Genomic DNA, 26,250 nt, shown 5'->3' on the forward strand with positions numbered 1-26,250 from the left:
GTGTTAAATGTCCATTGTATTGAAGGCCGACTGGCTGAAAGTCCCATCTTAAAGAAAACGGAAAGTGGCACGTGTTATACACGTGTCTTGCTAATATCAAAACGAAACTTCAAGACAAAAAAGGAATCTGACTATCAATCAGATTCCTTTTTATGTGTGCTGTATGGCACGATCGCAAAGTCCTTTGTTGAAATGACGTGTCGAGGATCTCATGTGTCCTTTGTGGCCAGAGTCCAAGTCCGACCGTATGAAAATCAGTCGGGGGAACGGTGTTACGTGTCTGAAGATATTGTACAAAGCTACAACTTGTTAGAAACCAAGGAAGTGACCGATCGTCGTAGAAAGCACTTATCTGAAGGTCAGCCAGCAGAAGAAATGGCTTTAAATGAGTACCGTCAAGCGGTAGAACATATTCCAACCAGTTATGACGAAGCAGATTGGTACCAATAGAGGAGGAAAAAACATGGATAAATACCATAATATCGTGATTCAACGAAGTATCAAACAAGAACTAAAATACAAATCTTTGTATATCTTGGATCTTCTGATCGTCTTTGGCCCCTCGATGTTCCTTTTGTATCTACAAGGGTATCTGCATTTTTCTCTTGTGACGTCGATCCTATTAGGCATTGTTTTCTTTTTCCTTGGCTTGTTCCTATGTGCAAAGCCAGCGTCAAACGGCAACAGAAGAAATTTGTATACGATCTATTGCTTGATCGTTATGGATCGAAATGTGTATGAAGTACAAAGCTATAAAAAAAGGAGAGGGTAAGGCATGGCCGCAAAACAAGTTCAAAGTTTCCGATCAATAGGACGAAAGCGCACTAAAGGGGAGAACCCTTCTATTCAAGAATTGGTACCAATCAAAAAAATGATCAGAGGAAACGTGGTCAAAAAAAATGGCCGGTACCTCTCTTTTTTGAAAGTCACGACAAGAAATATCAACGGTCTCAGTGCCAGCGAGCAATATCAGGCTATGCGACATTTTGAAAATATGTTGCGGATCTACGAAGAAGAAATGAGTATTTTATCGATGATGTTTCCTACAAATATCGATGATAATCTTGCCTATTGGAACCGACAGCTGCAGCTGGCAAGGGAAGAAAGAAATTCCGTTCGAGCAAGAATCATTCGAGAACAGATCAGCCGTTTGGTGTGGGTCGAACAAGAACTATCAAATTTAGAATTCTACTTTATCGTTTATGGAAAAACAGAGAAGGAGCTGAATCTTTCCAAAACGATTCTAAAACGAGCAGGCGGATCCAATCTAGGAATCAAGGATATTCCGCCGAAACAAATTGAGCAGATCTTAATTAAATTAAATAACCTGAATACCCCGATTTAGTCTGGAGGATAAAAATTATGTTAAATGAAAAAGAAATTCAAACACTTGTTAAAGAAGGCTTTGACCTCAGTTTCATCGAAAAAATCCAACCTCAAGGCGGCATTACGTTTCCTGAAGACCGAATGGTCGCAGGGGACGGTACCTATGCTTGCCTTCACATCTATCAATTAGCCAAACGGCCAGCGCCATTTTGGTTGACCACGATCATGAACAATCAAAATTCAATCACAAAATTCGATCTAGCGCCGATCGACAAAGAAGTCATTTTAAGCGATATTGACAAAGCTATGCGTGAGTTAGACTCACAAGCAGAAGAAAACCGAACCCGTACCCAACGAAATGAAGCAGTCAATGAGTTCCGATCCTTGGAACGTTACGCAAATGAAATCAATCAAGGCGACGAAGTCAGTAAAATGGTCGATATACGTATCTATGTGACTGCAGATACACAAGAAGAGCTTGAAAAAGAAGTGGGTGATCTTAGACGTTCGCTCAAAGCCATGGGCTACAAATCCGTTTCCTATATTGGCAAACAAGCTCAAGAATGGCTAGCTTTCTTTCAAAGTTATTCTGAACAACAAAATGAACCAGGCAGTAAGGAAGGCATAACCGTGCCAAGTTCTGCGATCGGTGGCGGTTATCCTTTTAATCACCAATTTTTAAATGATACGGGTGGTGGCTATATTGGGAAAACAGACACAGGTGGGTCATTTATCTACAATCCGTACATGATCACTGCACTTAGAAAATCATTTAGTTCTATGCTTCTTGGGAAATCTGGTATGGGAAAATCGACGTTACTGAAGCTAATTGAGGAATTGTTATATGGCAAGCGGACGATCATTCGAGGGTTTGAAAAAAATCGAGATTGGTATAAATTGATCCAGTCGCAAAACGGGAAAATTTATGATCTTTCTGGAAAAGAAGGCATGTTAAATCCGATGGAACCACTAGCCACAATCACCGATACTAGCGGTAAAGTGATCGATGAACTGAACAGTTACTTGCAGCATAGAGCAACTTTTTTTAACAAAGTGCGCTTCTTAAATCCTGCTATGCGTTCAGTAGATATTCTCGATTTTGGTAAGATCATGGATGATTTTTATATCTCTTACGGTCTATTACCTGAAAACTATACACAGAATCAAAAAGATATTCATATCATTGGATTGGATCCTTCAAAATATCCTACAGTTGGTGAATTTAAGAAATTCGTTGATCAATTTGTGGAAAGCGGCTATAAGGATCGTGTGACAGACGTCAAAATGGTGGAAATGGAAAACTTTCAAACGGTGATCACGTCAATGTGCGAACAATATGGGTCGATCTTCAATGGACGCAGCACGTTTCGAAATATTGATGAAGAAGATGTCCTTTTCTTTGATATTGAAACGATCGGTCACTTTGACGATGAAGTGTACAAATGCATGCTTTATACGGCTATGAATATCGTTTGGAACCAGGCACTTAAAAATGGCCGGAAACAAAAAATTGCTTTGGAGAATGGCGATATTACTCCTGATGAAGTTCGATTCTTTGCCTTTTTCTTGGATGAATGTCAAGAGATCCTAAGTCCTGATACGGTATTTGTCGTCAAACAAGTGGTCAAATTCTTAAAAGAAATGCGGAAATTTTCTGCAGGTGCTTTCTTTGCGACACAATCACCGCAAGAGCTATTGCCTGAAACGTCTTCTGATGATTACATTTCAAAAATCAAACAAGTCTTTGAATTATGTAATGCGAAATTCTTTCTACAGCTGGATGCTTCAGTCAGTGAAACAATGAAAAAAGCAATGGGAAATCTGTTGACTGATGGACAGTATGAAGACCTGGCATTACTCGAACAAGGAGAAGTAATCGTCAATTTAGGAGGAAATAACAACTACAAGATCAAAACGGATCCTGATCAAGAACAGTTGAAACGATTTGCAGGAGGTCATTAATAAAATGAAATCGAAAATAATTAAATTGTTGGCTGGAAAAGCAAGTAAGAAGGAGAAAATCCAACTCTTACTTGCTTTTTTAGGTAGTTCAACCGCTGTTTTAACTGCTCTGGTTATTGTGGTAGCCAGCTTGCTTCTTGTGATCTTTATCGGTGGTGCTTCTCAGACAACATCGACTGATGGAGGTATTGAAGGGGGCGGAATTAGTGTCTCAGAAATGACGATGCAATGGAAAGATAAGGTCACAAAAGAAGCAGAGAAGAATGGGATCCCTGATATGGTGAATCCCTTGCTTGGCATTATTGAAGCGGAGACGCAAGGAAATGCCATTCGGTATCCTGATGTCATGCAGTCCAGTGAGTCTCAAGGGAATGCACCGAATACGATCTCAGATCCTTATACGAGCATTGAAGTCGGCGTAAAGTATTTTGCTAGTTTGGTTAAAGCACATAAGGATATGGATTTGTTAAATCTCATTCAGGCCTATAATTTTGGCCCTGGTTTCTTGTCCTTTTCGACAAACAATTACGACTTAAATCGAGCGATCGCTTTTTCGAGTAAATACGCTCACGGCGTACAAGTTACCTACACGAATCCGGTAGCAGTAAACCTCGGTTATACCTATCGTTATGACTATGGAAATATGTTTTATGCCATGATCGTTAAACAATATCTAACACCGAAAAGTTCCAGCCTTCCTGGTGGAAGCAGTGATATGGCGAAAGTCGCTCAAGCAGAAATCGATGAAGGTTTGCATGTAGGAGGACAAAAATATTGGTCATGGTATGGCTATGGTGGCCGTGTTGAATGGTGTGCAGTCTTTGTTTCCTATGTGGCCGCAAAAGCAAATGTGAACATGGAAAAATTCGCCTATTGTCCCACTGGTATTCAAAATTTCAAACAAAAAAATGAATGGCAGCCAGTCGGTGTGGAACCAAAAGATGGTTGGGTGATCTTCTTTGATTGGGACGCAGACGGCATCAGTGACCATGTGGGCATCGTAAAAAGCTACTCAAACGGCACAGTCTATACGTTGGAAGGAAACTCAGGAGACAGCACGAAAGAGCGTAATTATGGCAAGACCAGTCAGTATATTATGGGCTATGGCACACCTAAATAAGTTATAGCAAAGGAGCATAACAAAATGATAAAAGAAGCTTTTAAACAGTGGAAACATGAACTAAAAGAAGAGCATTTACAAATTAAAATCCAAAACAAATGGTTCGAAGAACTAAAAAAAACAGACCTTTATCGACAACTTAAGAAGTACAAATGGCTGAGGAATGGATCTATTTTGATCGACTATATCATTTTAGTCGGGTGCTATCTATCTATTTACACGTTGCCAGTTAGTAAACTAAATGCTATTTTGGGTAGCCATATTACAAAAGAAACCTATCAAAATATTGTATTTATTTATACAATTTTAGTTTTATTACTAATGATTTTCTCTGTTTTCTTTACTGTAGTTCTATCTAAAGACAAGCCGAAGGATGTTCGGGTGCTAAATAATATGCTTATTTTTCTCTTGTTTGGCGGTGTAAATTATTTGTTGCTTTGTTTGGCCTGTATCATTCAACCAGCATACTTATTGTTTGTTTTAGGACTAGTTATTGTAAAAGTAGTCATTCGAAAATGGAAAGAACTACAAAGAGAAGCCGTCTTCCTATCTTATAAAGAAGCAGCCAAAGAAGGCTTGATCAGTCATTATAAGCGTCACGGCATACGATTTGAAATGGAAGATGAGCCACGTATTTATCGAATGGACTATTTTCAAGAAGAAAATAAAAATGAGGAGTTGAGATCATGAGTTATCAACGATTGAGCGGTATTTTAATACTTGGGTTATTAGCTAGCTGGGGAGTTTTTGGACTCTTTATCTGGCATTCAAGCAAACAGTCAGAAGCTGCTTCAGAACCTAAAATTGAACAATCTATTGAAGAAAACCATTCGGATCTGGACAATAGCAGCACTGTTGATCCTACTGAAAATCAGGCATCAGAAACCGTTGAGAGTGAACAAACAAATCAATCAATGGATAAAAAAAGTACCGTTGTGCAAGACTTTGTGACGACCTATTTCAACACAAAAGATGAACCATTTCTTAAAGATCGTGTTTCGCTGTTGAACGAAAAGAAATTGATTACTGACGAATATAACCAAGAAATGACGCAATCGATTGGGGATATGGACAATGAAGATGCCAAAATGAGCGTAGAAGATCTACGTTTTTATACGAACGATGATCAAACCTATTTTGTCGTTTTTGATCTTATATATGAAGGATTGGATTCAAATCAAGTTCTTGTTTATGTAGCATCTGCACACGTCAGTAACTCTAATCAAATTGATCATTATGAGCTTATCGCAACAAATACCAAATTAAAAAAGGGGAATGAATGATGGTTATTTTCGGAAAAGTTTCTCACTTTATTTCTTCAGTAAAGGAAATGAAATCGAAAATAAAACATAAACATTTTCGAACGAAGACACAAACATACACCAAAATATTAATGGCTTTTGGTTTTTTATTTCTATCGATCATCGGTCAAGCTGTGTTATCAAAACCAGCAAATGCGTATTCGGAATCGTCAGTTGAAAAGCCGATTCCTTTTGATGCAGGAGAGGTCACCGTACTAAAAAAACAATATTCACCTGTTAGTAAAAGTTATCGAATGGATATTTATGTCGATTCAGAAGTCGATCTTGTATCTGATGGAGAGCCAGTTACAAAGGCAACTGTCGTCACAAAAGAAGAGATCAATACACCGTTAAAAGTAGAAGTAATTCCCGTTTCTGAAAATTATTTTGTTCTTTTAGCACAAAATATCGACGATGAATTCGGCGCTTTGCGGTTTGATGTTACGTATAAACGATCCAAAGATTCCGATGAATCAGCGCTTAGTCTGTATGGATCCCAAGAAAAATCGACGATCGTTAAAAGTGATCTTTCAACTTTAAGTCAAGCTGAATTGAAAATCAGCGGACTTGAAAATGATATTCGATTACAGCAGCTAACCAGAAAAATGATTGAGGAAGAGAACAAATCTCTTATCGAAGAAATCAAAAATACACGAGAAAAAATTACTTCTTTCACTGAAGAAAAAGAATATCAAGTCGGAGAGCAGTTAGCAAAAACGGAAGATTCAATCACTACTTTGGAGAATACGATTGAATCAGTTAAAGGAAATATTTCAGATAATCAAACGAAGATTTCCGATATAGAAAAGACAATTCAGTTGATTGAATCGAAAATTGACGAACTAAAAAAAGGTGTGTGAGATAGCATGTCAAAGAAACGAATTCCGGTATTTTTAGACACGGAACATGAAGATGCTTTGAAAGAATTAAAAACCTATTTGCCCGTTGACGAGGATATTAAAGACAGTCCGATGATTCGATATGCGCTGCTTGAATTACTTAATCGGGTGAGAAAAGAAATAAATTTCGAAAAAAAAGTATTGGATTCGTTGTCTTTATTAGAGATTATGACCAATGCAAAATTGGAGCAAGATCATACCAAAATACAAGACCTTTTTTCTTCAGATGTTTATCAAGAAGCAGTCACAATGAGTAAGAAAGTTGTTCGAAATAAGAACTATCGCTTTAAAAATAGGAAGGACGAATCAAAGAAAGAAGAAAAGAAAAAGGTCAAATCTGTTCAAGAAGATGTCAAAAAAGAACGTGATTTTAATGATATTGTTTCCCAATATTTACCAAAATAATTGAGGGTTGATGGTGGCACCTAGGTGGCATTTTTCACAAAAAGTACCACCTAGGTGCCATCTGTAGTGGTAGCTGAGTGCCATTAAAAAAAGGGTTGTGGTGACTTCTCTAAAGGTCTTGAAACGCAATAGGCACAGCCTATTTTCCCACTCTCTCCATGAGAGTGGTGCGTTCACCTTATGCTCTTTCATTGTTCTACCTCTTTTAGGCACTCATAAGATTCAAAATGATTAAATAGCTGGAGGTTTTCTCATGCCAAGATTTACTTTAATAATTGAAAACGAGCCGTTGGTTGCGTACCTCGAACAGCGAGCTAAGAAACAAACCTTTAATACAGGAAAGAAAGTCACTCGAAACGAAGTAATCAACCAGATTCTTCAAAATGAAATGATCAATGATCTAACGAATAATCGAGAAATTGATGCGATTAAAGATAGTTTAGATGATTTTAAGCACATTCTACAACAATACGTCGACACGAATAATGCGCTTTTGTATCGTGCATTTGAATCTGATGGCATTTAAATGAACGAGGTGATCACATGGCACAATCTGCTGGCTCTTATATAAACTTAATGAGCGGTTTTGTTATTTCGTTTGATTCTGAGTATGTACAGTATATGGATCGAGAAGATAAGAAAGTGTATCAAGAAAAAGATCTTTCTGACTTTGAAACGGCCATGACGAATGACGATTCGAGTCAATCGTTTGAAGGCTATTTGGATTATATGGATCGAAAAAATGCGTTACTCGCTCAATCAAAATTGACAGCTGAAGAAAGAGTATCATTAGGTGAGATCAACAAACGTCTCGCTGATTATTCGACTTTATCCAAAGTACAAATCGAGATCATGCAAAAGGAAACCCAAGAAAAAATATGGTCACTGAATACAGGGATGTTTGATTTTAATAATGATGATTTGACACAAAATGAAGTTGAACAATACAAAGAATTATTCGATCGAGCGAACAAAAATGAATCTGTTTTGTTTCAAGATGTGGTGTCTTTCGATACAAAAGCATTGATTGAATCAGGCATTTACAATCCATATTCAAATGAATTAAAAAGGGAACCGTTGATCATGGCCGGTCGAAAGATGATGAACGTTCTTTATGAGAAAGAAAAATTAAATGGATCAACAATAAGTGTCGGTGAGATCCATTACAATACAGGTCACTTTCACGTGCATTTTGCGACGACGGAAGTCGAACCTACCCGTGAAATAATTTTTGTTAAAGAGCATAATCGCTATGAACGAAAAGGGCAACGTTCCGATGAAACATTAGAAAAAATGAAATCGACTTTTGCAAATCTGATCTTTGATCGTTCGAGCGAATTGGAACGATTGAATGATTTGAGAAATGGTCTGCGTAATGAAATAAAAACAGAAATGGCTGCACCAAAAAAAGAAAGTGTGCTGTTGCTTGAGGAATTAAAAGCACAGCTGCCGGAGACTCAAAGCAAGTGGAATAGTAAAAACTTAACGCCAGAAAGTCGAGAAACAATGAACCAGCTGATTGATTCATTGATGAAAGACAATGGCCACTTTGAAGAATTCAAACAGCTGGCAAAAGAGGAAGACATTTTCAAGAAAGCTACTTATGGTGAGGGAGATCCCAACAAAGAGAAAAAATCATTTTACGATGGCCGAATGTACGGGCCGGATGGCATATACTATCGATTAGGAAATAGTATCCTTCAAGAATTGAAAAAGGAAAATGACTCTTCCCAACAAGACAAACCGTTTCGTCTTTCTTCTGTATCAGGGAAACAAAGTGAAAATAAAGAAATATATGATAAACTAAAAAATGATTACTATATGCGGAAAGAGACGAATGAAAGTCGATCGCCGCCAAAACGATATTCAAGTGAGCGAACCAAACCATTTGAGGAATCATTCAAGTATCGTCGGTCAGTCACAAATCAAGTTAAACACCTAGAACGGGTGACGAGCAATGAATTTAATCAATTCAAAAATAAAGTAGCGTTTGAAAAGCTGCAGCGTGAAATCGAGCAAGCAAAAATGAGTCAAGAGTCAGACCTATTCAGTTAGGAGAAAGAGGAAAGTCATGGAAAATTATTACTTTATCAATAGAGTGGATCCAGAGAACCAAACGATGAGCATTCAAGAAGTGGGTGCAGGTGAAATGAGTGCTCAACAGGTACGTATCACGAAAGAAGATGTCGATGTTTATTCTTTAATGTTAGATGAAGCAACAAAAGAAGGAGAGCCGTTGATCGTTCAGTTGGATCTAAAGTAAGGTCAAAATCGGCCATAGAAAATTTTTTTTCACAGACTTACGATATCTATCTAACCGATAACAGGATAATAACTATCACAATTGATTTTACAGAACTATTCATAAATCTGGAGGTACTCAATGGAAATATTAATTACAGATGCAGCGAATTTGGATTTTATTAAATTAACTAAAGAGCTGGATGAAAATTTAAATGGGATCAGCGCTGATCGACCGGAAGAAGAAAGAACTAAGTATGCCTCATTTAATGAACTATCAGATATAACTAAAGCCTTTGTAATGTATGATAAAGAAACTGCTATTGGATGCGCTGCCTTTAAAAAATATGCAACGGATACTGTTGAAGTAAAGAGAGTTTTTATCAGTAAAAATTATCGAGGGAAAGGCTTATCGAAAATTCTGTTGTCTGAACTTGAGAAACAAGTGAAAAATGATGGATTTAGCCGCCTTATTTTAGAGACTGGTAAAAACAATCGAGCAGCAGTGAGTATGTATAAAGGACTTGACTATAGAGAGATTGATAACTTTCCTCCTTATACTGAAATGAAAGATTCGATTTGTTTAAATAAGGACTTGTATTAAAGGTGACATGAATTGGCACCTTTAAATGATAATCTAGAGGAGAATAAAAGAAGAAAGGAAGTAATTATGAAAAATTTATTTTTAGTATCCTCATTTGAAGAAGTTTCTACCGAGTTACAGTCATTTGATCGAGATTTGGTTGGAAAGAAAGTTACATTTATTCCTACAGCTAGCAATGTTGAAGAGGTTACTTTTTATGTTGAATCTGGTCAAGAAGCTCTAGAAGAAATGGGGTTAATAGTGGATCACCTCGACGTTTCTACTGCAAAACCAGAAGAAATACAGAAGAAGTTAAGAGAAAACGATTGTATCTATGTCACAGGGGGAAATACTTTCTTTCTCCTACAGGAACTAAAGAAATCTGGAGCCGATCAAGTAATTATTGAAGAAATACAAAAAGGAAAGATTTATATTGGGGAGTCTGCTGGAGCAATAGTTCTTTCCAAAACAGTTGAATATGTAAAAACAATGGATGATCCTGAGAAGGCCCCAAGTCTAAATTCTTTTTCAGGGCTAAATGTGGTTGACTTTTATCCACTGCCACACTACAAAGATATTCCATTTAGCGAAGTGACGATGGATATAGAAAAACAATACAAAGAACAGTTGAACTTCTGTTTTATTAATAACCATGAAGGGATTATTGTTGAAGGAAATCATACGCGAATTGTTAAAAAAATAATTGAAAAGTAGACTAACAAATATTTAAGTCGGCTACTTTCAATTAGTAAATAGCAGAATAAAAAAAGAAGATCGGCGAAAGCCGGTCTTTTTTTTGGAGGGAAAGTTGATGGAACAACAGGACAATGATCGACAAGAAACGGACAATAGTCGATTAGCAAGAGCAAAAATAAAGTTGGAACGTCTGAAGAGAGATTACAGTGCGCAAATTTCAAGAGTCTTTGATCATCAAGCACAAACAAACGGTCAGCCGATGAATGACAAAGCAAATGGCCGATCTTTTTTTAATAGGCAAGAGCAGCTGGAAGGTAGGGCTAGAACTTTGCTTCGTGAAATAGAAGCACAAGAGGAACGGATCTCGATGCTGGAACACCAAAAGGAACGCAAAGAACTCGGCCTAAATAATCAAGGTGGTCTGATCATGAGCGTTGATAATATTGCAATGATCAAAGCAGAAATCGAACAAGCAAAGCAAGGAAACTCGATGTATTCGGCCGCAACAATTCGGAAATACGAAAAGCAACTGGTTGAGTTAGAAGAATTGAAGCGTCGATCAGAAAGGGCGGATAAACATATGAATGAACAAGCGCAAAAAATGATTGAAAGTGGACGTCTGACACAATGGAAAAAAAATCCAATGATCTACTTTGTAAAAGGCTATCGAAAACTGGCCGTTGAATTAACAGAGTCGGGAACATTCGAACCTTCTCAACGGTATGCGGCAAAAACGGAAGCAGAACAGTCGGTCATTTCTGATATTTTAAGCGAACTAAATTTTAACACTGAAGAAATACCCAATGCTACAAAAGATCAAGAAGCTGCCTTGAACCATTTCTACCGAGTGGAATTTAACGAGGGGTCGGAAAGCATTCGTAATTTTGAAGGAGAGATCGTTTCACAACCTTTGATCGAAGAAATCAAACGTTTAGATCGACCAATGGAAAGTGGGTATTACAAATTTTACTTTCAGGAAATTAAAGATGGAGAAATCGTCGATGCGTTTCGTTTAGACGTCGGGGACGGGGTCAATAGTAACCAAGACTATTATAAAAAGCTCGAATCGTTAGCTGCACAAGATAAGACGAATGTTGTAACAAACGAACGTTCAAAAGCAGCGTACTATTTAAGAATTGAAAACCATGCAGAAGGTGCTTTTTTCAGAATCTATACGAATGAGGAAAATATTTTTAAAAGTACAGTAGCGTCCTATGAGTTTGATTTACATGCGAAGTTAACTGAAGAAAATATTTGGTTCAGTCAAGATCATAAAGAAGCTGAAGAGAAATTGAATGGTGATTTTTTGGTAAATAACCGATTGAATCCAAAATATCTTTCCTCTTTTATTAGCCAATGGAATGACTATAAAAAACAAAATAATGTTTATATGGGATTGCCTATTGATCATGGATTGATCGAATTTGATCCGAGTGATTACTATAAAGGAGAGCCAGCGCAGCTAACACAAGGGCAACTCAAAATGAGTAATCCAGACACTCAAAACAAAGTTGAACATTCTGAAGAAAAACAGTCAGTCAAAAAAAGAAAATCAGCCGATGAATTAAAAAAAGAAACCGACCAACTCGTCAAAGATGCCATGGAAAATATCAAGAATCATTTTGATGATCCGGAAGACGTCTTAGAATTAGGTGCGTTTATGAGTAAGTTTTACAATTACTCACTAAAAAATACGGCATTGATCCAAAAGCAATTACCTCATGCTCACGCTGTGGCCGGTGCGAAAAAATTCAAAGAAGCTGGCTTTTTTATTCGCAAGGGAGAAAAAGCCATACGGGTTTTGGCGCCAACAACGTATAAATGTTTTATCAACGAACAGGGACGTATGCAGTCATTATCAAAAGCCACCAAGCAACAAAAAGAGAAAATTCTCAAAGGAGAACTGAAAACAGAAGAAAGAAGGGCATTCAAAAACGTGCCGGTCTTTGATATTAGTCAGACGACGGCCACAGCTGATGATCTGCCGAAAATTTTCCCTAATCGTCCTTATAACTTTGATTTGACGAAGGCCACAAACACGAAACTTTTATACCAATCATTAGAAACCTATGCCTTATCAGAAGGCCTGACGATCATTGATGATCTTACGACTGTTACTCCGGTGTTAGGAACCGCAAAAGGGGCATATGGTCAGGGCATCGATGGCTCAGAAATGCTTTTCATGAATCCTCGGTTTACTCAAGCAGAACAAGTGCCAACCATGATCCACGAATTGGCACATGCAAAGCTTCACTCAAAAACGAGTAACTCGACTTATTCTAGCTCAGTCAAAGAATTTCAAGCGGAGCTGGCAGCGTATATCGTTGCCCACCATTACGGCATTGATACGAAAGAAGAATCGATTCCTTATATTGCGGCTTGGACAAAGAATGGACAGACCGTTGAGGATAAATTGGCTCAAATGGAAGAGGTGAAAGTGTTCTCTCGCCAAATGATTGAACAGATCGATACACAACTGATGATCCATCAAGAATTGGAACAAAAAGAACAAGAGCAAGCGCCCACGGTAGAAAAACAAAAGCTGACCAAATCACAAAAGACGTACAAAACGTTCTCAGAACAGATTGCTTTTGCGAAGACGGTATCGATCCTAGATATTGCTTTGAAAAACGGAATCGACTTGATTCAGGACTCAAAAAAACAGTATCGGCTAGCTGACAATCATTCCTTAGTGATCACGGCTGATAAGAACTTGTTCATTGAAAATAATGGGAACTTTGGCGGCGGGCCAATCGATTTCGTTCAAAAAGTTGTTGGTATCGAGGATTTTAAATCCGCTGTACACCATATTACAGATAGCGAGTATGAGATTTCCGATGTAGCACCGTCTGGACAACGGGTATTTACCTACAACAAAGAAAACGAACGGGACTTTGTTCGTGCGAAGAAGTATTTGACCGAGGATCGCTGCATTGATGAAGAAATCGTTAGCGTTCTTCATAATAAAGGTCTCTTGCAGCAAGACAAGCGCAACAATGTCTTGTTATTATGGAATGATCATGGAAAGATTGCTGGCTGCAGCGAAAAAGGCACGATTCCGGATTCAACGTGGAAGAAAATTCAGACAGGATCCGATAGTAAAATCGGGTTTAATGTACGCAATGGCGAGCCGAAAAAGTTGAAGTTCTTTGAAGCTGGCGTCGATCTTATGAGCTATATGTCCTTGAATAAAAGCGATCTAAAAGATACCTGGTTTGTTTCTATGGAAGGATTGAAACCAGAAACGGTTTATCACTATTTGGAAGAAGCACAACAAGTCAGTCCTTCAGGAATTGAAGAAATTGCCTTGTGTGTCGATAACGATGAAGCCGGAAAAGCCTTTTTTGATAAGTTCCAACAATTTACTTTCAATCAAAAAGAAAAAGCGCCGCTTGAATTTCAAGCAGAGTTTCCGCAAGCTCCGGTCGGACAAGAAACGCAAAAATGGGATTGGAACAATGAGCTGGTCTATCAAGTAAACGAGGGCGAAAATCAAAGAAAAAAGTCTCTCAAATCTGAACCAGCATTGAGCTTATGAAGAAGGTGAACAGATGAAACGAATGATTTTTACAATCATTCAGGGAATAGGGATGGCCGTGGTGCTATCCCTTCTTAGTATGTGGATCGGCGAACAATTTTTTTCAACGTATCTTCCTAGACTTCCTGAAGCAAGACACGGAATTTCCATTTCCGCCGCAACGTTCTCTATTGTATTGGCACCGATCATTGAAGAATACTTGATACGGGTCAAACTATTGCCTTTTTTAATTCGACGCACGAATTTACCAGCTGCAGTTCTTTTCTCTAGTTTCATTTTTTCTGTTTTACATGGGCAGGTTTTTCTACTGCCCTATTTTTTAAATAGCCTGGTCTATTCGTGGGTTTCACTCAAAACAAAAAAAGCCTATGGATCGATGATCGTTCATAGTGCTTATAATTTTATCGCCCTGATTCCTGGTTTATAAGAAATCTAAACCATTTTTCGTTATACTGATTATCAATCACAATAAAAGAGGTGTGTACGTATTGACTACCGTAATTTTAGCAGAAAAACCAAGTCAAGCAGCTTCCTATGCAGGTGCGTTAAAGCATAGCGTGAAGAAGGATGGCTTTTTTGAGATCCAAGATCCAATTTTTTCAGATGAGACCTTTATCACCTTTGGCTTCGGTCATTTGGTCGAATTAGCAGAACCAGGACATTATGATGAAAAATGGAAGAGTTGGGCATTGGATGCATTGCCTATCTTTCCGCAACAATACGATTTTCAGGTCGCAGCTGACAAGAAAAAACAATTTAAGATCGTTTCCGGACTGCTAAAGAAAGCCGATACGATCATTATTGCAACAGATAGCGATCGAGAGGGAGAAAATATCGCCTGGTCGATCATTCATGAATCAGGCGCTTTTTCTACTAAAAAAACATACAAGCGTTTATGGATCAACAGTCTTGAAAAAGATGTGATTCGCAGTGGGTTTCAAAACTTAAAACCAGGAATGGACTATTATCCTTTTTATCAAGAAGCACAGACACGGCAAATTGCCGACTGGCTCATTGGCATGAACGGGAGTATGCTTTACACGTTGAATCTTCGTTCAAAAGGGGCAAATGGAACGTTTTCTCTTGGACGGGTACAAACACCAACGCTTTACATGATCTATCAACGCCAACAACTGATCGAGCATTTCAAAAAAGAACCATTTTATGAAATCGAATCATTGATCAAGGCAACGAATGGCTCGTTCAAAGCCCTATTAAGCCCGTCACAGCGTTTTTCTACTAAAGAGGAACTACTTTCCTTTGTTTCTTCTAAGGGCGCTGCAATCGGCACACAACCAGGAACGATCAAAGATCTTCAAACAAAAATGAAGAAAACGAATAGTCCCAATTTATTCTCATTGAGCAGCCTGCAGTCAAAAATCAATCAGCTGTACAAAGCAACAGCTAGTCAGACCTTGAAAGCCATGCAAGGACTGTATGAAGCAAAATTGTTGAGCTATCCGAGAACAGATACACCCTTTATTACAGACAGTGAATTTCAGTACTTAAAAGCGAATTACGACAGTTATGCCCGTTTTTTATCCATAGATGAACCCATGGCACAAGATCAGCCAAGAAAGCGATATGTCGATGGAAGTAAGGTGCAAGAGCATTACGCCATTATCCCAACGAAGCAAGTCTCAAGTGAGTCAGCCTTTAATAAATTAGATGATCTACAAAAGAAAATCTATCTGCTCGTCATGAAAACAACGATCGCCATGTTTTTACCAGATTACACGTATGAAGAAACCGTAATAGAAACTATGGTATCAACTCTCTGTTTTAAAGCGACGGGAAAAGTGCCAAAAGTCGAGGGATGGAAGATCTTATTCAAAGCCGATACCAACAAGGAGAACGAAGAGAGCCAAACATTACCAGTTGTGATGATCGGTGAAGCGATTCAAGCGGAGGTAAAAAGCGTACAGAAAGAGACGCAGCCGCCGAAACCATTTACTGAAGGCACGTTGCTTACAGCAATGAAAACGGCTAATAAGACCGTAGATGATGAACAAGCGATCAAGATCCTTCAGGAAGTCGAAGGAATCGGTACAGAAGCGACACGTGCGAGCATTATTGAAACACTGAAGCAAAAAGAATATATCAAAGTAGAAAAAAATAAATTGATCGTTACCGAAAAAGGAAAATTATTGTGCCAGGCAGTTGAAAGCCAGCATTTATTGACAAGTGCTGAAATGACGGCAAAATGGGAAACGTACTTAAAGAAAATCGGTAAAAAAGAAGGGAATCAAGAGACCTTTATTGCCAATATCAAGAAGTTTATCGTGCATTTGATCGAACATGTGCCAGATGATATACAGAAATTGAATTTCCATACCTACCAAGCGGAAGTTAAAAAAGAAGCTGATAAGCAGACGATCGGTAAATGTCCGAAATGTGGCGGAAATGTGGTGTTGAAAAAGTCTTTCTACGGTTGTTCGAATTATCCTAACTGTACGTTTACGTTATCTGATCAGTTCCGGAAGAAAAAATTGACGAAAACCAATCTGAAGGATTTGTTATTCGGGAAAGAAACCGTGGTTTCAGGAATCAAAAAAGCTGACAAGACGACCTATAATGCAAAAATCAAGTTGAGCGATACCGGACAGATCACTTTTGTATCATTTGTCAATGCGCCAAAAAAAGCGAAGAAAGTAGGGAATAAAGCATGATCAATAACGTCGTAATAGTAGGAAGATTAACAAGAGATCCAGAATTAAAATTTACACCGAACGGTGCTGCAGTGGCCACGTTCACTTTGGCCGTGAATCGAAATTTTACCAATCAAAGCGGTCAAAGAGAAGCTGACTTCATCAATTGTGTCATTTGGCGTAAACCAGCCGAAACCCTTGCCAATTACGCCAAGAAAGGGACGCTTCTCGGCGTGACTGGACGTATTCAGACAAGATCTTACGATAACCCACAAGGACAGCGAGTGTACGTCACAGAAATCGTGGCAGAGACGTTTCAATTAATGGAGTCAAAAGATGTGTCTGAGCAGCGTGCGAATGAATCCAACGAAACAGCTGAAAAAAGCAAACCAACACCGCCACCGCTACCTAAACAAGAAACGGATCCATTTGCACAAAGCAGTTCGGCAATCGACTTACCAGATGATGATTTACCATTTTGAGAAACAAAGACCTGGAATCTTTTTCCAGGTCTTTTTTGAATTAAAAAAGAAATTATTTAGGTGCAAACGACAGCTGTTTGTATCACCTATCATGAAAAGAGGAATAATGTGCGATTATTTGATGTTCACCAATTTGAATTACCTGAAAAAGAGGTGATCGATTGGGAAAAAACCAAAGGAGAGATTGGATCGATGCTCTCTAGTTATCTTGTTTCAAGAGAAAGGATGGGATTGACGAGAATGCCGCCGATCCATTCAACGTATTCGCTCTTAGACCAAGATATACCAGAAATCAAACACTCTAGCTTTGTTCAAGAAAATCAGCAGTTCAAACAAGAGTTTCTTTACTTTCACCACTTGTTTTCTTTGGGTCTGACGGCCATTAGCCATCCATATAAACCAGAAATCACCGATCGGAGACGAAAGATTTTTTTGATGCGTTTTGTCTACGGATTATCAATCAATCATGTGAGCGATCGGATCCATTATCAGAAAAATGTGATCGTCGATGATTCTCAATCCAGCTTACTGCAGTTTGCGAATGCTTTGTCTATCCTGGTATTAAAAGAACAAGAGATCTCTGCCTGATCCTGGTATTTTTTTTCTATCGATCACTTCGGGTTGTGTCAACAACACGGTTTCTGAAGGAGCGGTGGTGGTGGCTGGAGCGACTGAAGGAACAAGCATTTCACTCGAATTTAGACATAAAAAAACGCTAAAAGCCTTGATAAATCTAGGTTTTTAGCGTGGGGTATGGTATAATATAAGTACAGTAAAGTTTGTGACGGTGGCTATCTTTTGAAAGGTGGTGATGCTTATGAAAGTAAGTGTTCACTCTTTAGAAAGGAGAAGCCTTTTGTCTGTAGCTGAAGCATTAGGGCTAATGATTAGTTTCGGTTCTTTAATCGCAACGATCATCTTTGGCATCCTAACAGCAGTGAAAAATGACAAAAAAAAATAACCGTCAGCTTTAGCAGGTCAGCGGTTATTTTTTAACTTAAATATCTGCCACCGTCTTAAACGGTGCTGTAGGGGAGTTGTTGACGCAACTCCTCTTTACATAGTAAGTATAGCAAGATTTCAGTGAAATATCAACCTTTTGCTCTACAGACGTGCCTTGCACGTCTATTTTTTTTGCCCTCCTAAGTGGTGGAGGCGGCTGGAACGTGGAGGGCAAAAAAGATCGCTTTTCTTTCTTAAAAAAGGTCTAAGTACCACCATTGTTCCGAAATTTAACCATCCATTTTCTCGGTATTCTTAATCCATCAGGTACTTGAAATACCTTTCATGCGCATGAAGAAACTGAGTGAACAATGGAAAATGGTACAACAGAAAATAAAGGCACCTTTTTAGATCTTTTTTCAGGAATCGGAGGATTTCGTTTAGGAATGGAACAAGCTGGCTTTCGATGTGTTGGGTATTGTGAGATCGATGGCCATGCCAGAAAAAGTTATCAATCAATTTTTGACACAAAACAGGAGGTAGAAATGCATGATATCACAAAACTTTCAGATGAATTTATTCGAGGAATCGGACGTGTGGACATTATCACGGGAGGATTTCCGTGCCAAGCTTTCAGCCTTGCAGGAAAAAGAAAAGGTTTTTCAGATACTAGAGGAACTCTCTTTTTTGAGATTGCACGCTTCGCATCTATCTTGCGACCTAAGCTTTTATACCTTGAAAACGTCAAAGGACTCCTCAACCATGAACGAGGGGCTACGTTTGAGACGATCCTCCGAACCCTGGATGAATTGGGGTATGACGTGGAATGGCAACTGTTTAACAGCAAAGAGTTTGTCGCCCAAAACAGAGAGCGTGTATTTATTATCGGACATCTTAGAGGAGCAGGTACCAAAAAGATTTTTCCTCTCACAAGAGAAGAAGGATCAGCTGATCAAAAATCAGGAAGGATCCGTTTAGCTGGAACGACACATGCAGCGAATGATTTAAGTCGTTTTACACGAGAAAGAACGTACTACACGGATGGTCTGATGGGGACTCTGACCGCAACGGACTACAAAACACCGAAACAAATCGTTGTTGGCAACGTCAATCCAAGCGGTGGCGGAATGAATGGCCAAGTGTATGACGCTTCAGGACTTAGTCCTACGATCACCACAAACAAAGGAGAAGGAAATAAAATTGCGATCCCGATACTAACGCCAGATAAAGCTACTATTCGTCAAAACGGCCGTAGAATGAAGGAAAATGAAGCGCCGATGTTTACTTTAACCACACAAGATCGTCACGGAATTATCGTGGCAGGGTCGATCGATGGTTCTTATCGATCAGCTGCAGCGATCCATTCCGTAGATGGGCTATGCCCTACACTTACCACCATGAGTGGTGGCGGCCACGAACCCAAAATACTGGTGAAAGAAGCCACGAAAAAAGGCTATACTGCAGCACTACCAGGCGATAGTATCAATTTCGCTTATCCTAAATCTACAAAACGTCGGGGACGTGTGGGAAATCAGCAAGCAAATACCGTCGTTACAGGTGATCAGCAAGCCGTAGTAACCGATGATTTTCAGATCCGGAAACTAACACCACTTGAATGTTGGCGACTGCAGTCGTTTCCTGATTGGGCCTTTTTGGCAGCGAAATTCGGTAATAGGCAGATCGCTGAAGAAATAATCAGTAACGGACTTGATCACTATAACTGCAGATACGATCAAAAAACTTCGGACAGTCAGCTGTACAAACAAGCTGGAAATTCGGTTACTGTATCAGTCATTTATTTCATAGCAAAACACTTTCAAATTGGCTAAAATCAACTTTTTTGACAATAAAAACGGATATTGACCCAACAAATCAATCAGTAGAATAAACGTATCAAGACTTGAATAAAAGATTTAGGCCTGAATCGTTAGGATGAACCAAATGATTCAAAAAGATATGATTTATTTTGAAGATTGTTTAGAAGGAATGAATAGAATACCAGATGGTTCGATCGATGCGATCATCTGTGATTTACCGTATGGAACGACAGCTTGTGCATGGGATAGTATCTTGCCTTGGGATCGCTTATGGGCGCAGTATTTGCGAGTCATAAAACCTGACGGTGCGATCGTTTTATTTGGTGCAGAACCTTTTTCTACTCAACTGCGAATGAGTAACTTCAAGGATTACAAGTATGATTGGTATTGGATGAAAAATACGGCGACCGGTTTTGCATTTGCGAAAAAACAGCCGATGAGATCAGTGGAAACGATCTCTGTATTTTCCAAAGGATCTGCGATCTATTATCCTCAAGGATTGCAACGGATCCAACAACCTAAGATAAGAGTCAGAAACACCACGGAAGGGTCGATTTATCAGTCAGAATCCTTAGCAGAAAAAGCGTATGTCCAGGAATACACAGGTTATCCGAACAATATTTTGCGTTTTGATAAAGAATCAATGCACACTTTCCATCCAACTCAAAAACCAGTGAGTCTATTGGAATACCTGGTTAAAACCTACACTAAGAAAGGAGATCTCATATTAGACAACTGCATGGGAAGTGGCACGACGGCGGTTGCTTGTCTAAATACAGAACGTCACTTTATCGGTTTTGAAACAAATGCCGAGTACTACACGAAAGCAATCGATCGGATTCAAAACAATGTGACCCAGCTGGATCTTTTCGAATAAAATAAAAAAAGACGATAATAGATTGTCATTATCGGTATACCGTGGTATAATAAATACAACGGTATACCGATATATTTGATTTTTAGAAAGGATCTATAACTATCTGAAGATCCGGTATACGAATAAAAAAGGGAGGGATCACTACTGAAAAATCAAAAAAGCACTTATTCTGAGTGGGTCAGAACAAGTGCAAGTAACAAAACCGTGCAAGGAATGCTACTACTCAAAATATACCATAATTGTGAGTAGTGGCAAGTTTAAATTGTCATACTCCTTTCAGGAGGAAAAAAGATGTACGCAGATAAAGATAAGATAGAATGGTTGCTTTTTGAAAGTGGAAAATCATTGTATGAAATTCAAAAAAAATCAGGAGTTGCCGCAACAACTGTTGCAGATCTTGCTCATAAAAGGTCTTCTATAGAAAGAATGCGATTTGATAATGCCGCCAAGCTTACAAAACTTGCGGATCAATTAAAAGAAGAAACCACTGAATAATTAGAGCTTGATTTTGTAACTCCTTATCTCTAGGAGGAAAAATAATGAATGCCGTTTTAAATAAGAAAAAATGTACTGTGATATTTGATCACTATGAAGATAATAACAATGTAGCGATTCAACTGGTTAAGAAAAGAAGAGGTCAGTCTGAAGAAGAGCTGATTGCCACGGCCACGGTGAACACGAGTATCGGAATCAAACAAGATTTCGTCGCAATCAAAGGGTGGTCTGAAAATACGGGCATTGAAGAGGTACTGATAGCAGCTGGTGTCATTTGTGAGGAATCTGTAGGGGCAATTCCTTGTGGCATGGCTGTTGCAAAAGTCTTTCCCCTTACAAAAGAAGCAAAGGAAGTCATGAAAAACAATCAGTAGAAAAGAATCCGTTCAAAGCTGCGGCGAGTGTGATTTACGCTCGCTGCGTCTTTTATCAAATATACGATCGTTTCATGAAGGAGAGCGAGTGATGGCTATTGCAAAAGGAAATACCCGTCTTCCTGTAACGCTTAATGAAAAGAGGAAGCAGGGACTGAAACACTTGAACACCAAGTACAAGAAAAGTGAATCGAAATTAATGTGTATCGCTTTAGATATGTTGCTTGAGCAAGAAAAAGCGGGATTTGAGATTCCTGCGCTCAGAAAGTGACCGCACTTTATTTTCTATTTCATTGAAGTGCTATCACTTATCAGTGAAACCGTTATCCAATACGTGGTAAACTAAAATCAGACAAAAGGTGAGATCCAATGGATGAAAAAGCCAAAAAGAAGATCGTAAAATTATTAGCACTTGCAAATGATGCCAATGACGAGGAATCAATGTCAGCTTTAGCAAAAGCACAAGAGTTGATGCTTCAGCATAATATCGATGAATCAGATATTTTTCATTATAAGCAAGAACAAAAGTCAGAAGCAGTGATCAATACGGTGATTTATGAAGGCCGGCCACAAAAATGGCTTTACCGATTAGCGAGGATCATTGCTAAAAATTTTCGTGTCCGGTATTACTATGTGTCCGGAAAACCGATTGAACTTCACTTTGTTGGGATCGTGTCCGATGTACAAATTGCTCAAATCACGTTTGAGTATGCTCGTGGTAGTGCCAGCTACTGTGCAAGGCAGTTTCTTCAGTTGCCTGGTATCAGACGAAAATACAAACGGAAATGGCAGTTAAAACAAGACTATTTGGAAGGATACTTGAAAGGTTTGTCGCAAACATTTCGAAAACAAGTGCTGACAAACGGCTATGAATTGGCTTTGCAAGTACCTGAAGTGGTTCATGCTGAAGTCGAAAAAATTGGACTGGTACCTGGTAAAGATACCTCTCACACCGTGAGGGATCGGGAAGCATTTTACTCGGGTTATGCAGAAGGTGTCCGTTTTAAGGATAAGGATCGATTAGGTGCTTAATCGTAGGTTGAAAGGGGACTTATAAAGATGGCTGAAGAAAGACAATGTTACGGTGGGCAATGGAAAGTACCCATAACGCCCTACAATCGGCGCTTATACTGGCCGCCTAGTTGGATCAAATGTGATTGCGGTGAGTTAGCAAAACAAGTTCGTGTCAGAAAAGGTGACGTTCTTTATCCTAATGGTCTTTATTTATGTAAAGCGTGTCAACGGGAGTATCAGAAGGTCGATGGAAGAGATCAATTTATCCTAGTCACACCAAATGAAGAATGATGTAGGTGGTAAACTAATTTCTCTTGAAGCTAGAAGAGAAAAGGTTTGCACAGTGATCGTTTTCAACCATTTTTCTAAGGAACTGATGGGCTTTTTAAGTAACGCTGCGACGGTTGAGAATTTGCAATTTACGCAAAGAAGAGAAGAGTTAGGTATTTTTAAGGAGAACGAAGCAAAGGCAATCCTTGATGCCATACTTGAGCTAAAAGATGAAGAGGATGTGATCCGCAAAACTTTTACAGATAGCGGTCATGTAGACTGGGTATCTGGAACGTATTTTGATTTTGAGATTGCAAAAGTAACGTTTGAGTAATTGCTGAAGGAATGGTCAAAACCGATTAGAGGAGGAACAATGATGGAGGAATTATTTCTAAACAAGGAACACATTGCAAGATTTAATTACATGATGGAAGAATTGGGTTTTATAGATCTTCGAGATCCTTATTGGCGTAGCTTGGTTTTTATATTCACTGGTGATGAAAGATTATTTAACCAACGTCGCTCGATGGTTAATTTTGTCCAAAAAGAAATCAATAGTGACCTATGGTTTGATGGCACTTTATCCGGTGGGGAGCAACGACTGGTTGCTTTAGCCTATAACTTGTTTACCAATCAAGATTTCTATGAATTCGAAAACGGCAAGAGATATAATATTTCGCCATTAGAAGTATTTTCTGGTGTTGATGAATCTGGTTATCAGCTGGCCAAGAATGCGATTGATATGAGACTACAATTCTATTAAATTAATCATGATATCAAAAAAACAGACCCATGCAATGGTCTGTTTTTTTGCTTATTCAATTTAAAATGAGTGTTTGATTTCGATGTTAAAAGGTTTGATTAGTCCTAATGATTGCATTGCGTAAGCATAATTGTTAGCAAAGCCTACTTTAATACTTTCGTAATTAGAAGGAGCAAAATCATAAACGTCTGTTACTACACCAGTTGTTTTAACCGATCCGTTTGACTGTCTCACAAAAGAATATGAATACTTAACATTGTGTAATGCATAGTACTTGTCGCCACTTGTAAAAGCAAAAGTTCCTTTTATTGTTTTTGTCTTGCTTGTTCCACGCACCCAAGCTTTGTATTCTGAGTAAAAGCTCCCTAAAATATCATTACCAGATACAACGTTTTTAGCCCAAGCATTTCCGTTAGATACATGTTTTGCAGGTGAGGGAGATAAGAAACTAGGGACTTCTGCATATTTCATATACATAGCAGTATTAGGATAGCCTTCGTTTCTAACAATCGCAATCCCTGCTGCCCAGCCGGACCTAGCAAGTTTGATAGGATCAACAGCTGCCCGGTTAGTTGATACTCTACTATCAGATGTATTGACTAGTTCATTTGCTGAAACAAGAGCTTCTTCAAGCTGCGTAGGATCAATTGTCGCAGATAAAATGAAATCTGATATCGCCTTATTCATTTCTTGAGAACTAATTATGCCACTTTGTTTACAGTTTTCAATGATTTCGTTAATTGTATCTTGATTATCAGAAGATTCAGCAACATAATTATCAATCAAACTCTGTGTTTCAGGAGTGATTTCTAAATTTGAGCTATTTGAGATAATCGGTTCTGAAACTTGAGGATTACCTTTAGCGATCTCATCTGCCAGATTGTCGGCAAAAGTTGTTACTGGATTTGAGAAAAATACCAACATACCTCCCATAATAGTAATTGTTCCTAACACTTTTTTAAACATATAAACACCCTTTTCTTTTTTGTATATTTTTAAGAACTACTCGACTCTATCAAAATCATTCTTTTCTTTAAGATCCAAATGAAAGGATAATTTATCTTGTAGATCTTTAAAATCTTGATAATTTGAAAATGTTGATAACTCTTCAGTATCCATATCATATATATAGTATTTGCCATCATAATCTTGAAGAACAACATATTTTTCGTTCCAATTTAATTTATCAACTTCATCTACGATTACTTCCATCTGATGGATTTTTCTATTTTTAACAAAATCGCTCGTTGTAGCAGATGTCTGTACAATGTCATATGTATCGTTAATCACAATAGTGAACGAGCTATTTGTGACTGATGGAAACTCATTCCCATCTAAGACAGAGCAACCAGAAAAGATGAAAGACATAGCTAATAATGTTGAAATGATAATTTTTTTCATTATATACCTCAATACTTTCTAATTAACAACTATTCAAAAAAATATTATATACATAAATATAACTAAATTTATTTTTTGGACTATTTTATCGTCCGGTACATTATAAATAACTGTGTAAGGAAAAAAGAAAATCAAACCGTAGAATATAACTTATTTAAGAAGCCTACACTTCAATATTATGGATATGATTTGCTAGGATGATCTAGAAGTGTTAGTGAAGAACAGTTTTTGTCAGTAATAAATTCTTATTCTGCCGATTGCAGTAATAAAAAAATGCGAAGCTTTATTTTTACTTTCATAAGATGTATTATATATTAGACTTGAATATTATTCAAAAGGAGATATATGAATGGCTTCAAATTTTAATAAGCTGCCATACCATTTGAGAAAGTGGTATGCATGGTTATATATGGTACCTCTAGTTTTAATTCTGATAGATATAACCTTAACTGAGTGGTTGGATGGTTACTCATTATCAGCGTTGTTTTTAATCCTATATGGTATAAGTTTTTTCTTTTCTACAAAAGCAACTATGGGCAGGAAACAATGGATTATATTAGATACTATCATATATATATTTTTACTGGCGGTTATTTATATATTTTACAAATAGAGAATAATCTTAAAAAGATAAGGTGGACTATTATGCTAGGATTGAGTAAATCAGAATATCAAATTCTTTATAGTCTTTATGATGTCAATCAATCGTTAACTAAACATGAGATATTAGAAAAAATGCCTGAATTGAACAAGAATACAGCCGCTGTTGTGATACGAAGTTTATTCGATAAAGGATATTTGGAAGTAGGAGAGATTAAATATTCGCAGACCGTATTAGCACGGGCTTACAGGCCGAGTATCCCTTTTATAGATTTTATAAAAGGCGAATACGGAGAAACGGCTGTAGAAAAATTAGTTAATCACGCAATAAGCTCTTTGATGACCAAACAACAAACGGAATATTTTTCTAATCTTATAAATGAAAGGAAAAATATGATAAATAAAAATAGTTGAGTTTTTCATATTTAGAAAACTATTCAGGGAACGATAAAAGGGTCAGAAACTTAAAAGCTTTTGACCCTTTTTTTATTCCGCA

The 26,250-nt window shown here is 38.0% G+C and carries 32 protein-coding genes; 30 read left to right on the forward strand and 2 right to left on the reverse strand.

What is annotated here, in order from left to right:
- The 29 genes from IGI94_RS16595 to IGI94_RS16735 all read left to right on the forward strand — a co-directional run bounded on the left by IGI94_RS16595 (window position 1) and on the right by IGI94_RS16735 (window position 23,753).
- A complete protein-coding gene (locus tag IGI94_RS16595; protein ID WP_143112415.1) occupies window positions 1-450 on the forward strand; it encodes a single-stranded DNA-binding protein in 450 nt (149 codons plus the stop codon).
- 13 nt (window positions 451-463) lie between these two features.
- Window positions 464-772 carry a DUF5592 family protein gene (locus IGI94_RS16600; RefSeq protein WP_005230821.1) on the forward strand — a complete coding sequence of 103 codons (309 nt, stop codon included), beginning with the start codon at window positions 464-466 and terminating at the stop codon, window positions 770-772.
- 3 nt (window positions 773-775) lie between these two features.
- Complete coding sequence (locus IGI94_RS16605; protein WP_207490874.1) at window positions 776-1,345, forward strand: hypothetical protein; 570 nt, start codon at window positions 776-778, stop codon at window positions 1,343-1,345.
- Between the two features lie 17 nt (window positions 1,346-1,362).
- On the forward strand, window positions 1,363-3,288 hold the full coding sequence (locus IGI94_RS16610; RefSeq protein WP_200127098.1) for a VirB4 family type IV secretion system protein: 1,926 nt from the start codon (window positions 1,363-1,365) through the stop codon (window positions 3,286-3,288).
- A gap of 4 nt (window positions 3,289-3,292) precedes the next feature.
- Window positions 3,293-4,408 carry a lysozyme family protein gene (locus tag IGI94_RS16615; RefSeq protein ID WP_207490875.1) on the forward strand — a complete coding sequence of 372 codons (1,116 nt, stop codon included), beginning with the start codon at window positions 3,293-3,295 and terminating at the stop codon, window positions 4,406-4,408.
- A 24-nt stretch (window positions 4,409-4,432) separates the two neighbouring features.
- Complete coding sequence (locus tag IGI94_RS16620; RefSeq protein WP_207490876.1) at window positions 4,433-5,098, forward strand: hypothetical protein; 666 nt, start codon at window positions 4,433-4,435, stop codon at window positions 5,096-5,098.
- A 356-nt stretch (window positions 5,099-5,454) separates the two neighbouring features.
- Entirely contained in the window at window positions 5,455-5,691 is a 237-nt protein-coding gene (locus IGI94_RS16625; protein WP_207490882.1) for a hypothetical protein, read from the forward strand.
- Complete coding sequence (locus tag IGI94_RS16630) at window positions 5,691-6,569, forward strand: hypothetical protein (RefSeq protein ID WP_438900006.1); 879 nt, start codon at window positions 5,691-5,693, stop codon at window positions 6,567-6,569. The genes IGI94_RS16625 and IGI94_RS16630 overlap by 1 nt, the downstream gene beginning before the upstream one ends.
- A 6-nt stretch (window positions 6,570-6,575) precedes the next feature.
- Window positions 6,576-7,013 (forward strand): hypothetical protein, encoded by a 438-nt coding sequence (locus IGI94_RS16635; protein WP_016612339.1) that lies wholly within the window; start codon window positions 6,576-6,578, stop codon window positions 7,011-7,013.
- Between the two features lie 253 nt (window positions 7,014-7,266).
- Window positions 7,267-7,539 carry a hypothetical protein gene (locus tag IGI94_RS16640; protein WP_438900007.1) on the forward strand — a complete coding sequence of 91 codons (273 nt, stop codon included), beginning with the start codon at window positions 7,267-7,269 and terminating at the stop codon, window positions 7,537-7,539.
- Window positions 7,540-7,556: 17 nt separating this feature from the next.
- Window positions 7,557-9,068, forward strand: a complete 1,512-nt coding sequence (gene mobP2 / locus IGI94_RS16645) for a MobP2 family relaxase (protein ID WP_438900008.1) — start codon at window positions 7,557-7,559, stop codon at window positions 9,066-9,068.
- Window positions 9,069-9,084: 16 nt separating this feature from the next.
- Window positions 9,085-9,276: a hypothetical protein gene (locus tag IGI94_RS16650; RefSeq protein WP_431416699.1), complete on the forward strand. Its 192-nt coding sequence runs from the start codon at window positions 9,085-9,087 to the stop codon at window positions 9,274-9,276.
- Between the two features lie 120 nt (window positions 9,277-9,396).
- Window positions 9,397-9,858 (forward strand): GNAT family N-acetyltransferase, encoded by a 462-nt coding sequence (locus IGI94_RS16655; RefSeq protein ID WP_431416698.1) that lies wholly within the window; start codon window positions 9,397-9,399, stop codon window positions 9,856-9,858.
- 66 nt (window positions 9,859-9,924) lie between these two features.
- Window positions 9,925-10,551, forward strand: coding sequence for a Type 1 glutamine amidotransferase-like domain-containing protein (locus tag IGI94_RS16660; protein WP_438900009.1), 627 nt, complete (start codon window positions 9,925-9,927; stop codon window positions 10,549-10,551).
- Window positions 10,552-10,648: 97 nt separating this feature from the next.
- On the forward strand, window positions 10,649-14,071 hold the full coding sequence (locus tag IGI94_RS16665; RefSeq protein WP_438900010.1) for a DUF3991 domain-containing protein: 3,423 nt from the start codon (window positions 10,649-10,651) through the stop codon (window positions 14,069-14,071).
- A 13-nt stretch (window positions 14,072-14,084) separates the two neighbouring features.
- Window positions 14,085-14,498 carry a CPBP family intramembrane glutamic endopeptidase gene (locus IGI94_RS16670; protein WP_086373472.1) on the forward strand — a complete coding sequence of 138 codons (414 nt, stop codon included), beginning with the start codon at window positions 14,085-14,087 and terminating at the stop codon, window positions 14,496-14,498.
- Window positions 14,499-14,559: 61 nt separating this feature from the next.
- Window positions 14,560-16,740: a DNA topoisomerase 3 gene (locus IGI94_RS16675; RefSeq protein ID WP_438900011.1), complete on the forward strand. Its 2,181-nt coding sequence runs from the start codon at window positions 14,560-14,562 to the stop codon at window positions 16,738-16,740.
- The gene (gene ssb, locus IGI94_RS16680; protein WP_207490838.1) at window positions 16,737-17,201 is read left to right on the forward strand and encodes a single-stranded DNA-binding protein; all 465 of its coding nucleotides are present in this window, start codon (window positions 16,737-16,739) and stop codon (window positions 17,199-17,201) included. Before IGI94_RS16675 ends, ssb begins: the two co-directional genes overlap by 4 nt.
- Window positions 17,202-17,309: 108 nt before the next feature.
- Complete coding sequence (locus tag IGI94_RS16685) at window positions 17,310-17,789, forward strand: transcriptional regulator (RefSeq protein ID WP_140966463.1); 480 nt, start codon at window positions 17,310-17,312, stop codon at window positions 17,787-17,789.
- Window positions 17,790-18,018: 229 nt separating this feature from the next.
- Complete coding sequence (locus IGI94_RS16690; RefSeq protein ID WP_080542687.1) at window positions 18,019-18,162, forward strand: putative holin-like toxin; 144 nt, start codon at window positions 18,019-18,021, stop codon at window positions 18,160-18,162.
- Between the two features lie 352 nt (window positions 18,163-18,514).
- Window positions 18,515-19,972 (forward strand): DNA (cytosine-5-)-methyltransferase, encoded by a 1,458-nt coding sequence (dcm, locus tag IGI94_RS16695; RefSeq protein WP_438900012.1) that lies wholly within the window; start codon window positions 18,515-18,517, stop codon window positions 19,970-19,972.
- Window positions 19,973-20,084: 112 nt separating this feature from the next.
- Window positions 20,085-20,837, forward strand: a complete 753-nt coding sequence (locus IGI94_RS16700; protein WP_438900013.1) for a DNA-methyltransferase — start codon at window positions 20,085-20,087, stop codon at window positions 20,835-20,837.
- Window positions 20,838-21,128: 291 nt separating this feature from the next.
- On the forward strand, window positions 21,129-21,332 hold the full coding sequence (locus IGI94_RS16705) for a hypothetical protein (RefSeq protein ID WP_086373464.1): 204 nt from the start codon (window positions 21,129-21,131) through the stop codon (window positions 21,330-21,332).
- Between the two features lie 44 nt (window positions 21,333-21,376).
- Entirely contained in the window at window positions 21,377-21,706 is a 330-nt protein-coding gene (locus tag IGI94_RS16710) for a hypothetical protein (RefSeq protein ID WP_438900014.1), read from the forward strand.
- A 91-nt stretch (window positions 21,707-21,797) separates the two neighbouring features.
- Window positions 21,798-21,977: a hypothetical protein gene (locus IGI94_RS16715; RefSeq protein WP_010748127.1), complete on the forward strand. Its 180-nt coding sequence runs from the start codon at window positions 21,798-21,800 to the stop codon at window positions 21,975-21,977.
- 98 nt (window positions 21,978-22,075) lie between these two features.
- Window positions 22,076-22,738 (forward strand): DUF2786 domain-containing protein, encoded by a 663-nt coding sequence (locus IGI94_RS16720; protein ID WP_438900015.1) that lies wholly within the window; start codon window positions 22,076-22,078, stop codon window positions 22,736-22,738.
- A gap of 27 nt (window positions 22,739-22,765) precedes the next feature.
- A complete protein-coding gene (locus tag IGI94_RS16725; protein WP_438900016.1) occupies window positions 22,766-23,011 on the forward strand; it encodes a hypothetical protein in 246 nt (81 codons plus the stop codon).
- Window positions 23,001-23,324 (forward strand): hypothetical protein, encoded by a 324-nt coding sequence (locus tag IGI94_RS16730; RefSeq protein WP_438900017.1) that lies wholly within the window; start codon window positions 23,001-23,003, stop codon window positions 23,322-23,324. The genes IGI94_RS16725 and IGI94_RS16730 overlap by 11 nt, the downstream gene beginning before the upstream one ends.
- Before the next feature lie 42 nt (window positions 23,325-23,366).
- Window positions 23,367-23,753, forward strand: coding sequence for a DUF6075 family protein (locus IGI94_RS16735; RefSeq protein ID WP_438900018.1), 387 nt, complete (start codon window positions 23,367-23,369; stop codon window positions 23,751-23,753).
- Window positions 23,754-23,813: 60 nt separating this feature from the next.
- On the opposite strand, the gene IGI94_RS16740 is transcribed toward IGI94_RS16735, so the two are convergent.
- Window positions 23,814-24,719: a hypothetical protein gene (locus tag IGI94_RS16740; protein WP_271773081.1), complete on the reverse strand. Its 906-nt coding sequence runs from the start codon at window positions 24,717-24,719 to the stop codon at window positions 23,814-23,816.
- A gap of 36 nt (window positions 24,720-24,755) precedes the next feature.
- Window positions 24,756-25,154 (reverse strand): hypothetical protein, encoded by a 399-nt coding sequence (locus IGI94_RS16745; RefSeq protein WP_438900019.1) that lies wholly within the window; start codon window positions 25,152-25,154, stop codon window positions 24,756-24,758.
- 546 nt (window positions 25,155-25,700) lie between these two features.
- Between IGI94_RS16745 and IGI94_RS16750 the strand changes: the two genes are divergently transcribed.
- On the forward strand, window positions 25,701-26,168 hold the full coding sequence (locus IGI94_RS16750) for a transcriptional regulator, BlaI/MecI/CopY family protein (protein WP_438900020.1): 468 nt from the start codon (window positions 25,701-25,703) through the stop codon (window positions 26,166-26,168).
- Window positions 26,169-26,250 lie beyond the last annotated feature (82 nt).

The organism is Enterococcus sp. AZ149 (genome assembly GCF_051714285.1).
GTDB lineage: Bacteria > Bacillota > Bacilli > Lactobacillales > Enterococcaceae > Enterococcus_D > Enterococcus_D entomosocium.

What these genes read in the sequence shown, in the direction of transcription:
- IGI94_RS16600 (WP_005230821.1), top strand. Translation starts at nt 464, where the DNA reads ATGGATAAATACCATAATATCGTGATTCAACGAAGTATCAAACAAGAA.
- IGI94_RS16605 (WP_207490874.1), top strand. Translation starts at nt 776, where the DNA reads ATGGCCGCAAAACAAGTTCAAAGTTTCCGATCAATAGGACGAAAGCGC.
- IGI94_RS16610 (WP_200127098.1), top strand. Translation starts at nt 1,363, where the DNA reads ATGTTAAATGAAAAAGAAATTCAAACACTTGTTAAAGAAGGCTTTGAC.
- IGI94_RS16615 (WP_207490875.1), top strand. Translation starts at nt 3,293, where the DNA reads ATGAAATCGAAAATAATTAAATTGTTGGCTGGAAAAGCAAGTAAGAAG.
- IGI94_RS16620 (WP_207490876.1), top strand. Translation starts at nt 4,433, where the DNA reads ATGATAAAAGAAGCTTTTAAACAGTGGAAACATGAACTAAAAGAAGAG.
- IGI94_RS16625 (WP_207490882.1), top strand. Translation starts at nt 5,455, where the DNA reads ATGACGCAATCGATTGGGGATATGGACAATGAAGATGCCAAAATGAGC.
- IGI94_RS16630 (WP_438900006.1), top strand. Translation starts at nt 5,691, where the DNA reads ATGGTTATTTTCGGAAAAGTTTCTCACTTTATTTCTTCAGTAAAGGAA.
- IGI94_RS16635 (WP_016612339.1), top strand. Translation starts at nt 6,576, where the DNA reads ATGTCAAAGAAACGAATTCCGGTATTTTTAGACACGGAACATGAAGAT.
- IGI94_RS16640 (WP_438900007.1), top strand. Translation starts at nt 7,267, where the DNA reads ATGCCAAGATTTACTTTAATAATTGAAAACGAGCCGTTGGTTGCGTAC.
- mobP2 (WP_438900008.1), top strand. Translation starts at nt 7,557, where the DNA reads ATGGCACAATCTGCTGGCTCTTATATAAACTTAATGAGCGGTTTTGTT.
- IGI94_RS16650 (WP_431416699.1), top strand. Translation starts at nt 9,085, where the DNA reads ATGGAAAATTATTACTTTATCAATAGAGTGGATCCAGAGAACCAAACG.
- IGI94_RS16655 (WP_431416698.1), top strand. Translation starts at nt 9,397, where the DNA reads ATGGAAATATTAATTACAGATGCAGCGAATTTGGATTTTATTAAATTA.
- IGI94_RS16660 (WP_438900009.1), top strand. Translation starts at nt 9,925, where the DNA reads ATGAAAAATTTATTTTTAGTATCCTCATTTGAAGAAGTTTCTACCGAG.
- IGI94_RS16665 (WP_438900010.1), top strand. Translation starts at nt 10,649, where the DNA reads ATGGAACAACAGGACAATGATCGACAAGAAACGGACAATAGTCGATTA.
- IGI94_RS16670 (WP_086373472.1), top strand. Translation starts at nt 14,085, where the DNA reads ATGAAACGAATGATTTTTACAATCATTCAGGGAATAGGGATGGCCGTG.
- ssb (WP_207490838.1), top strand. Translation starts at nt 16,737, where the DNA reads ATGATCAATAACGTCGTAATAGTAGGAAGATTAACAAGAGATCCAGAA.
- IGI94_RS16690 (WP_080542687.1), top strand. Translation starts at nt 18,019, where the DNA reads ATGAAAGTAAGTGTTCACTCTTTAGAAAGGAGAAGCCTTTTGTCTGTA.
- dcm (WP_438900012.1), top strand. Translation starts at nt 18,515, where the DNA reads ATGGAAAATGGTACAACAGAAAATAAAGGCACCTTTTTAGATCTTTTT.
- IGI94_RS16700 (WP_438900013.1), top strand. Translation starts at nt 20,085, where the DNA reads ATGATTCAAAAAGATATGATTTATTTTGAAGATTGTTTAGAAGGAATG.
- IGI94_RS16705 (WP_086373464.1), top strand. Translation starts at nt 21,129, where the DNA reads ATGTACGCAGATAAAGATAAGATAGAATGGTTGCTTTTTGAAAGTGGA.
- IGI94_RS16710 (WP_438900014.1), top strand. Translation starts at nt 21,377, where the DNA reads ATGAATGCCGTTTTAAATAAGAAAAAATGTACTGTGATATTTGATCAC.
- IGI94_RS16715 (WP_010748127.1), top strand. Translation starts at nt 21,798, where the DNA reads ATGGCTATTGCAAAAGGAAATACCCGTCTTCCTGTAACGCTTAATGAA.
- IGI94_RS16720 (WP_438900015.1), top strand. Translation starts at nt 22,076, where the DNA reads ATGGATGAAAAAGCCAAAAAGAAGATCGTAAAATTATTAGCACTTGCA.
- IGI94_RS16725 (WP_438900016.1), top strand. Translation starts at nt 22,766, where the DNA reads ATGGCTGAAGAAAGACAATGTTACGGTGGGCAATGGAAAGTACCCATA.
- IGI94_RS16730 (WP_438900017.1), top strand. Translation starts at nt 23,001, where the DNA reads ATGAAGAATGATGTAGGTGGTAAACTAATTTCTCTTGAAGCTAGAAGA.
- IGI94_RS16735 (WP_438900018.1), top strand. Translation starts at nt 23,367, where the DNA reads ATGGAGGAATTATTTCTAAACAAGGAACACATTGCAAGATTTAATTAC.
- IGI94_RS16740 (WP_271773081.1), bottom strand. Translation starts at nt 24,719, where the DNA reads ATGTTTAAAAAAGTGTTAGGAACAATTACTATTATGGGAGGTATGTTG.
- IGI94_RS16745 (WP_438900019.1), bottom strand. Translation starts at nt 25,154, where the DNA reads ATGAAAAAAATTATCATTTCAACATTATTAGCTATGTCTTTCATCTTT.
- IGI94_RS16750 (WP_438900020.1), top strand. Translation starts at nt 25,701, where the DNA reads ATGGATTATATTAGATACTATCATATATATATTTTTACTGGCGGTTAT.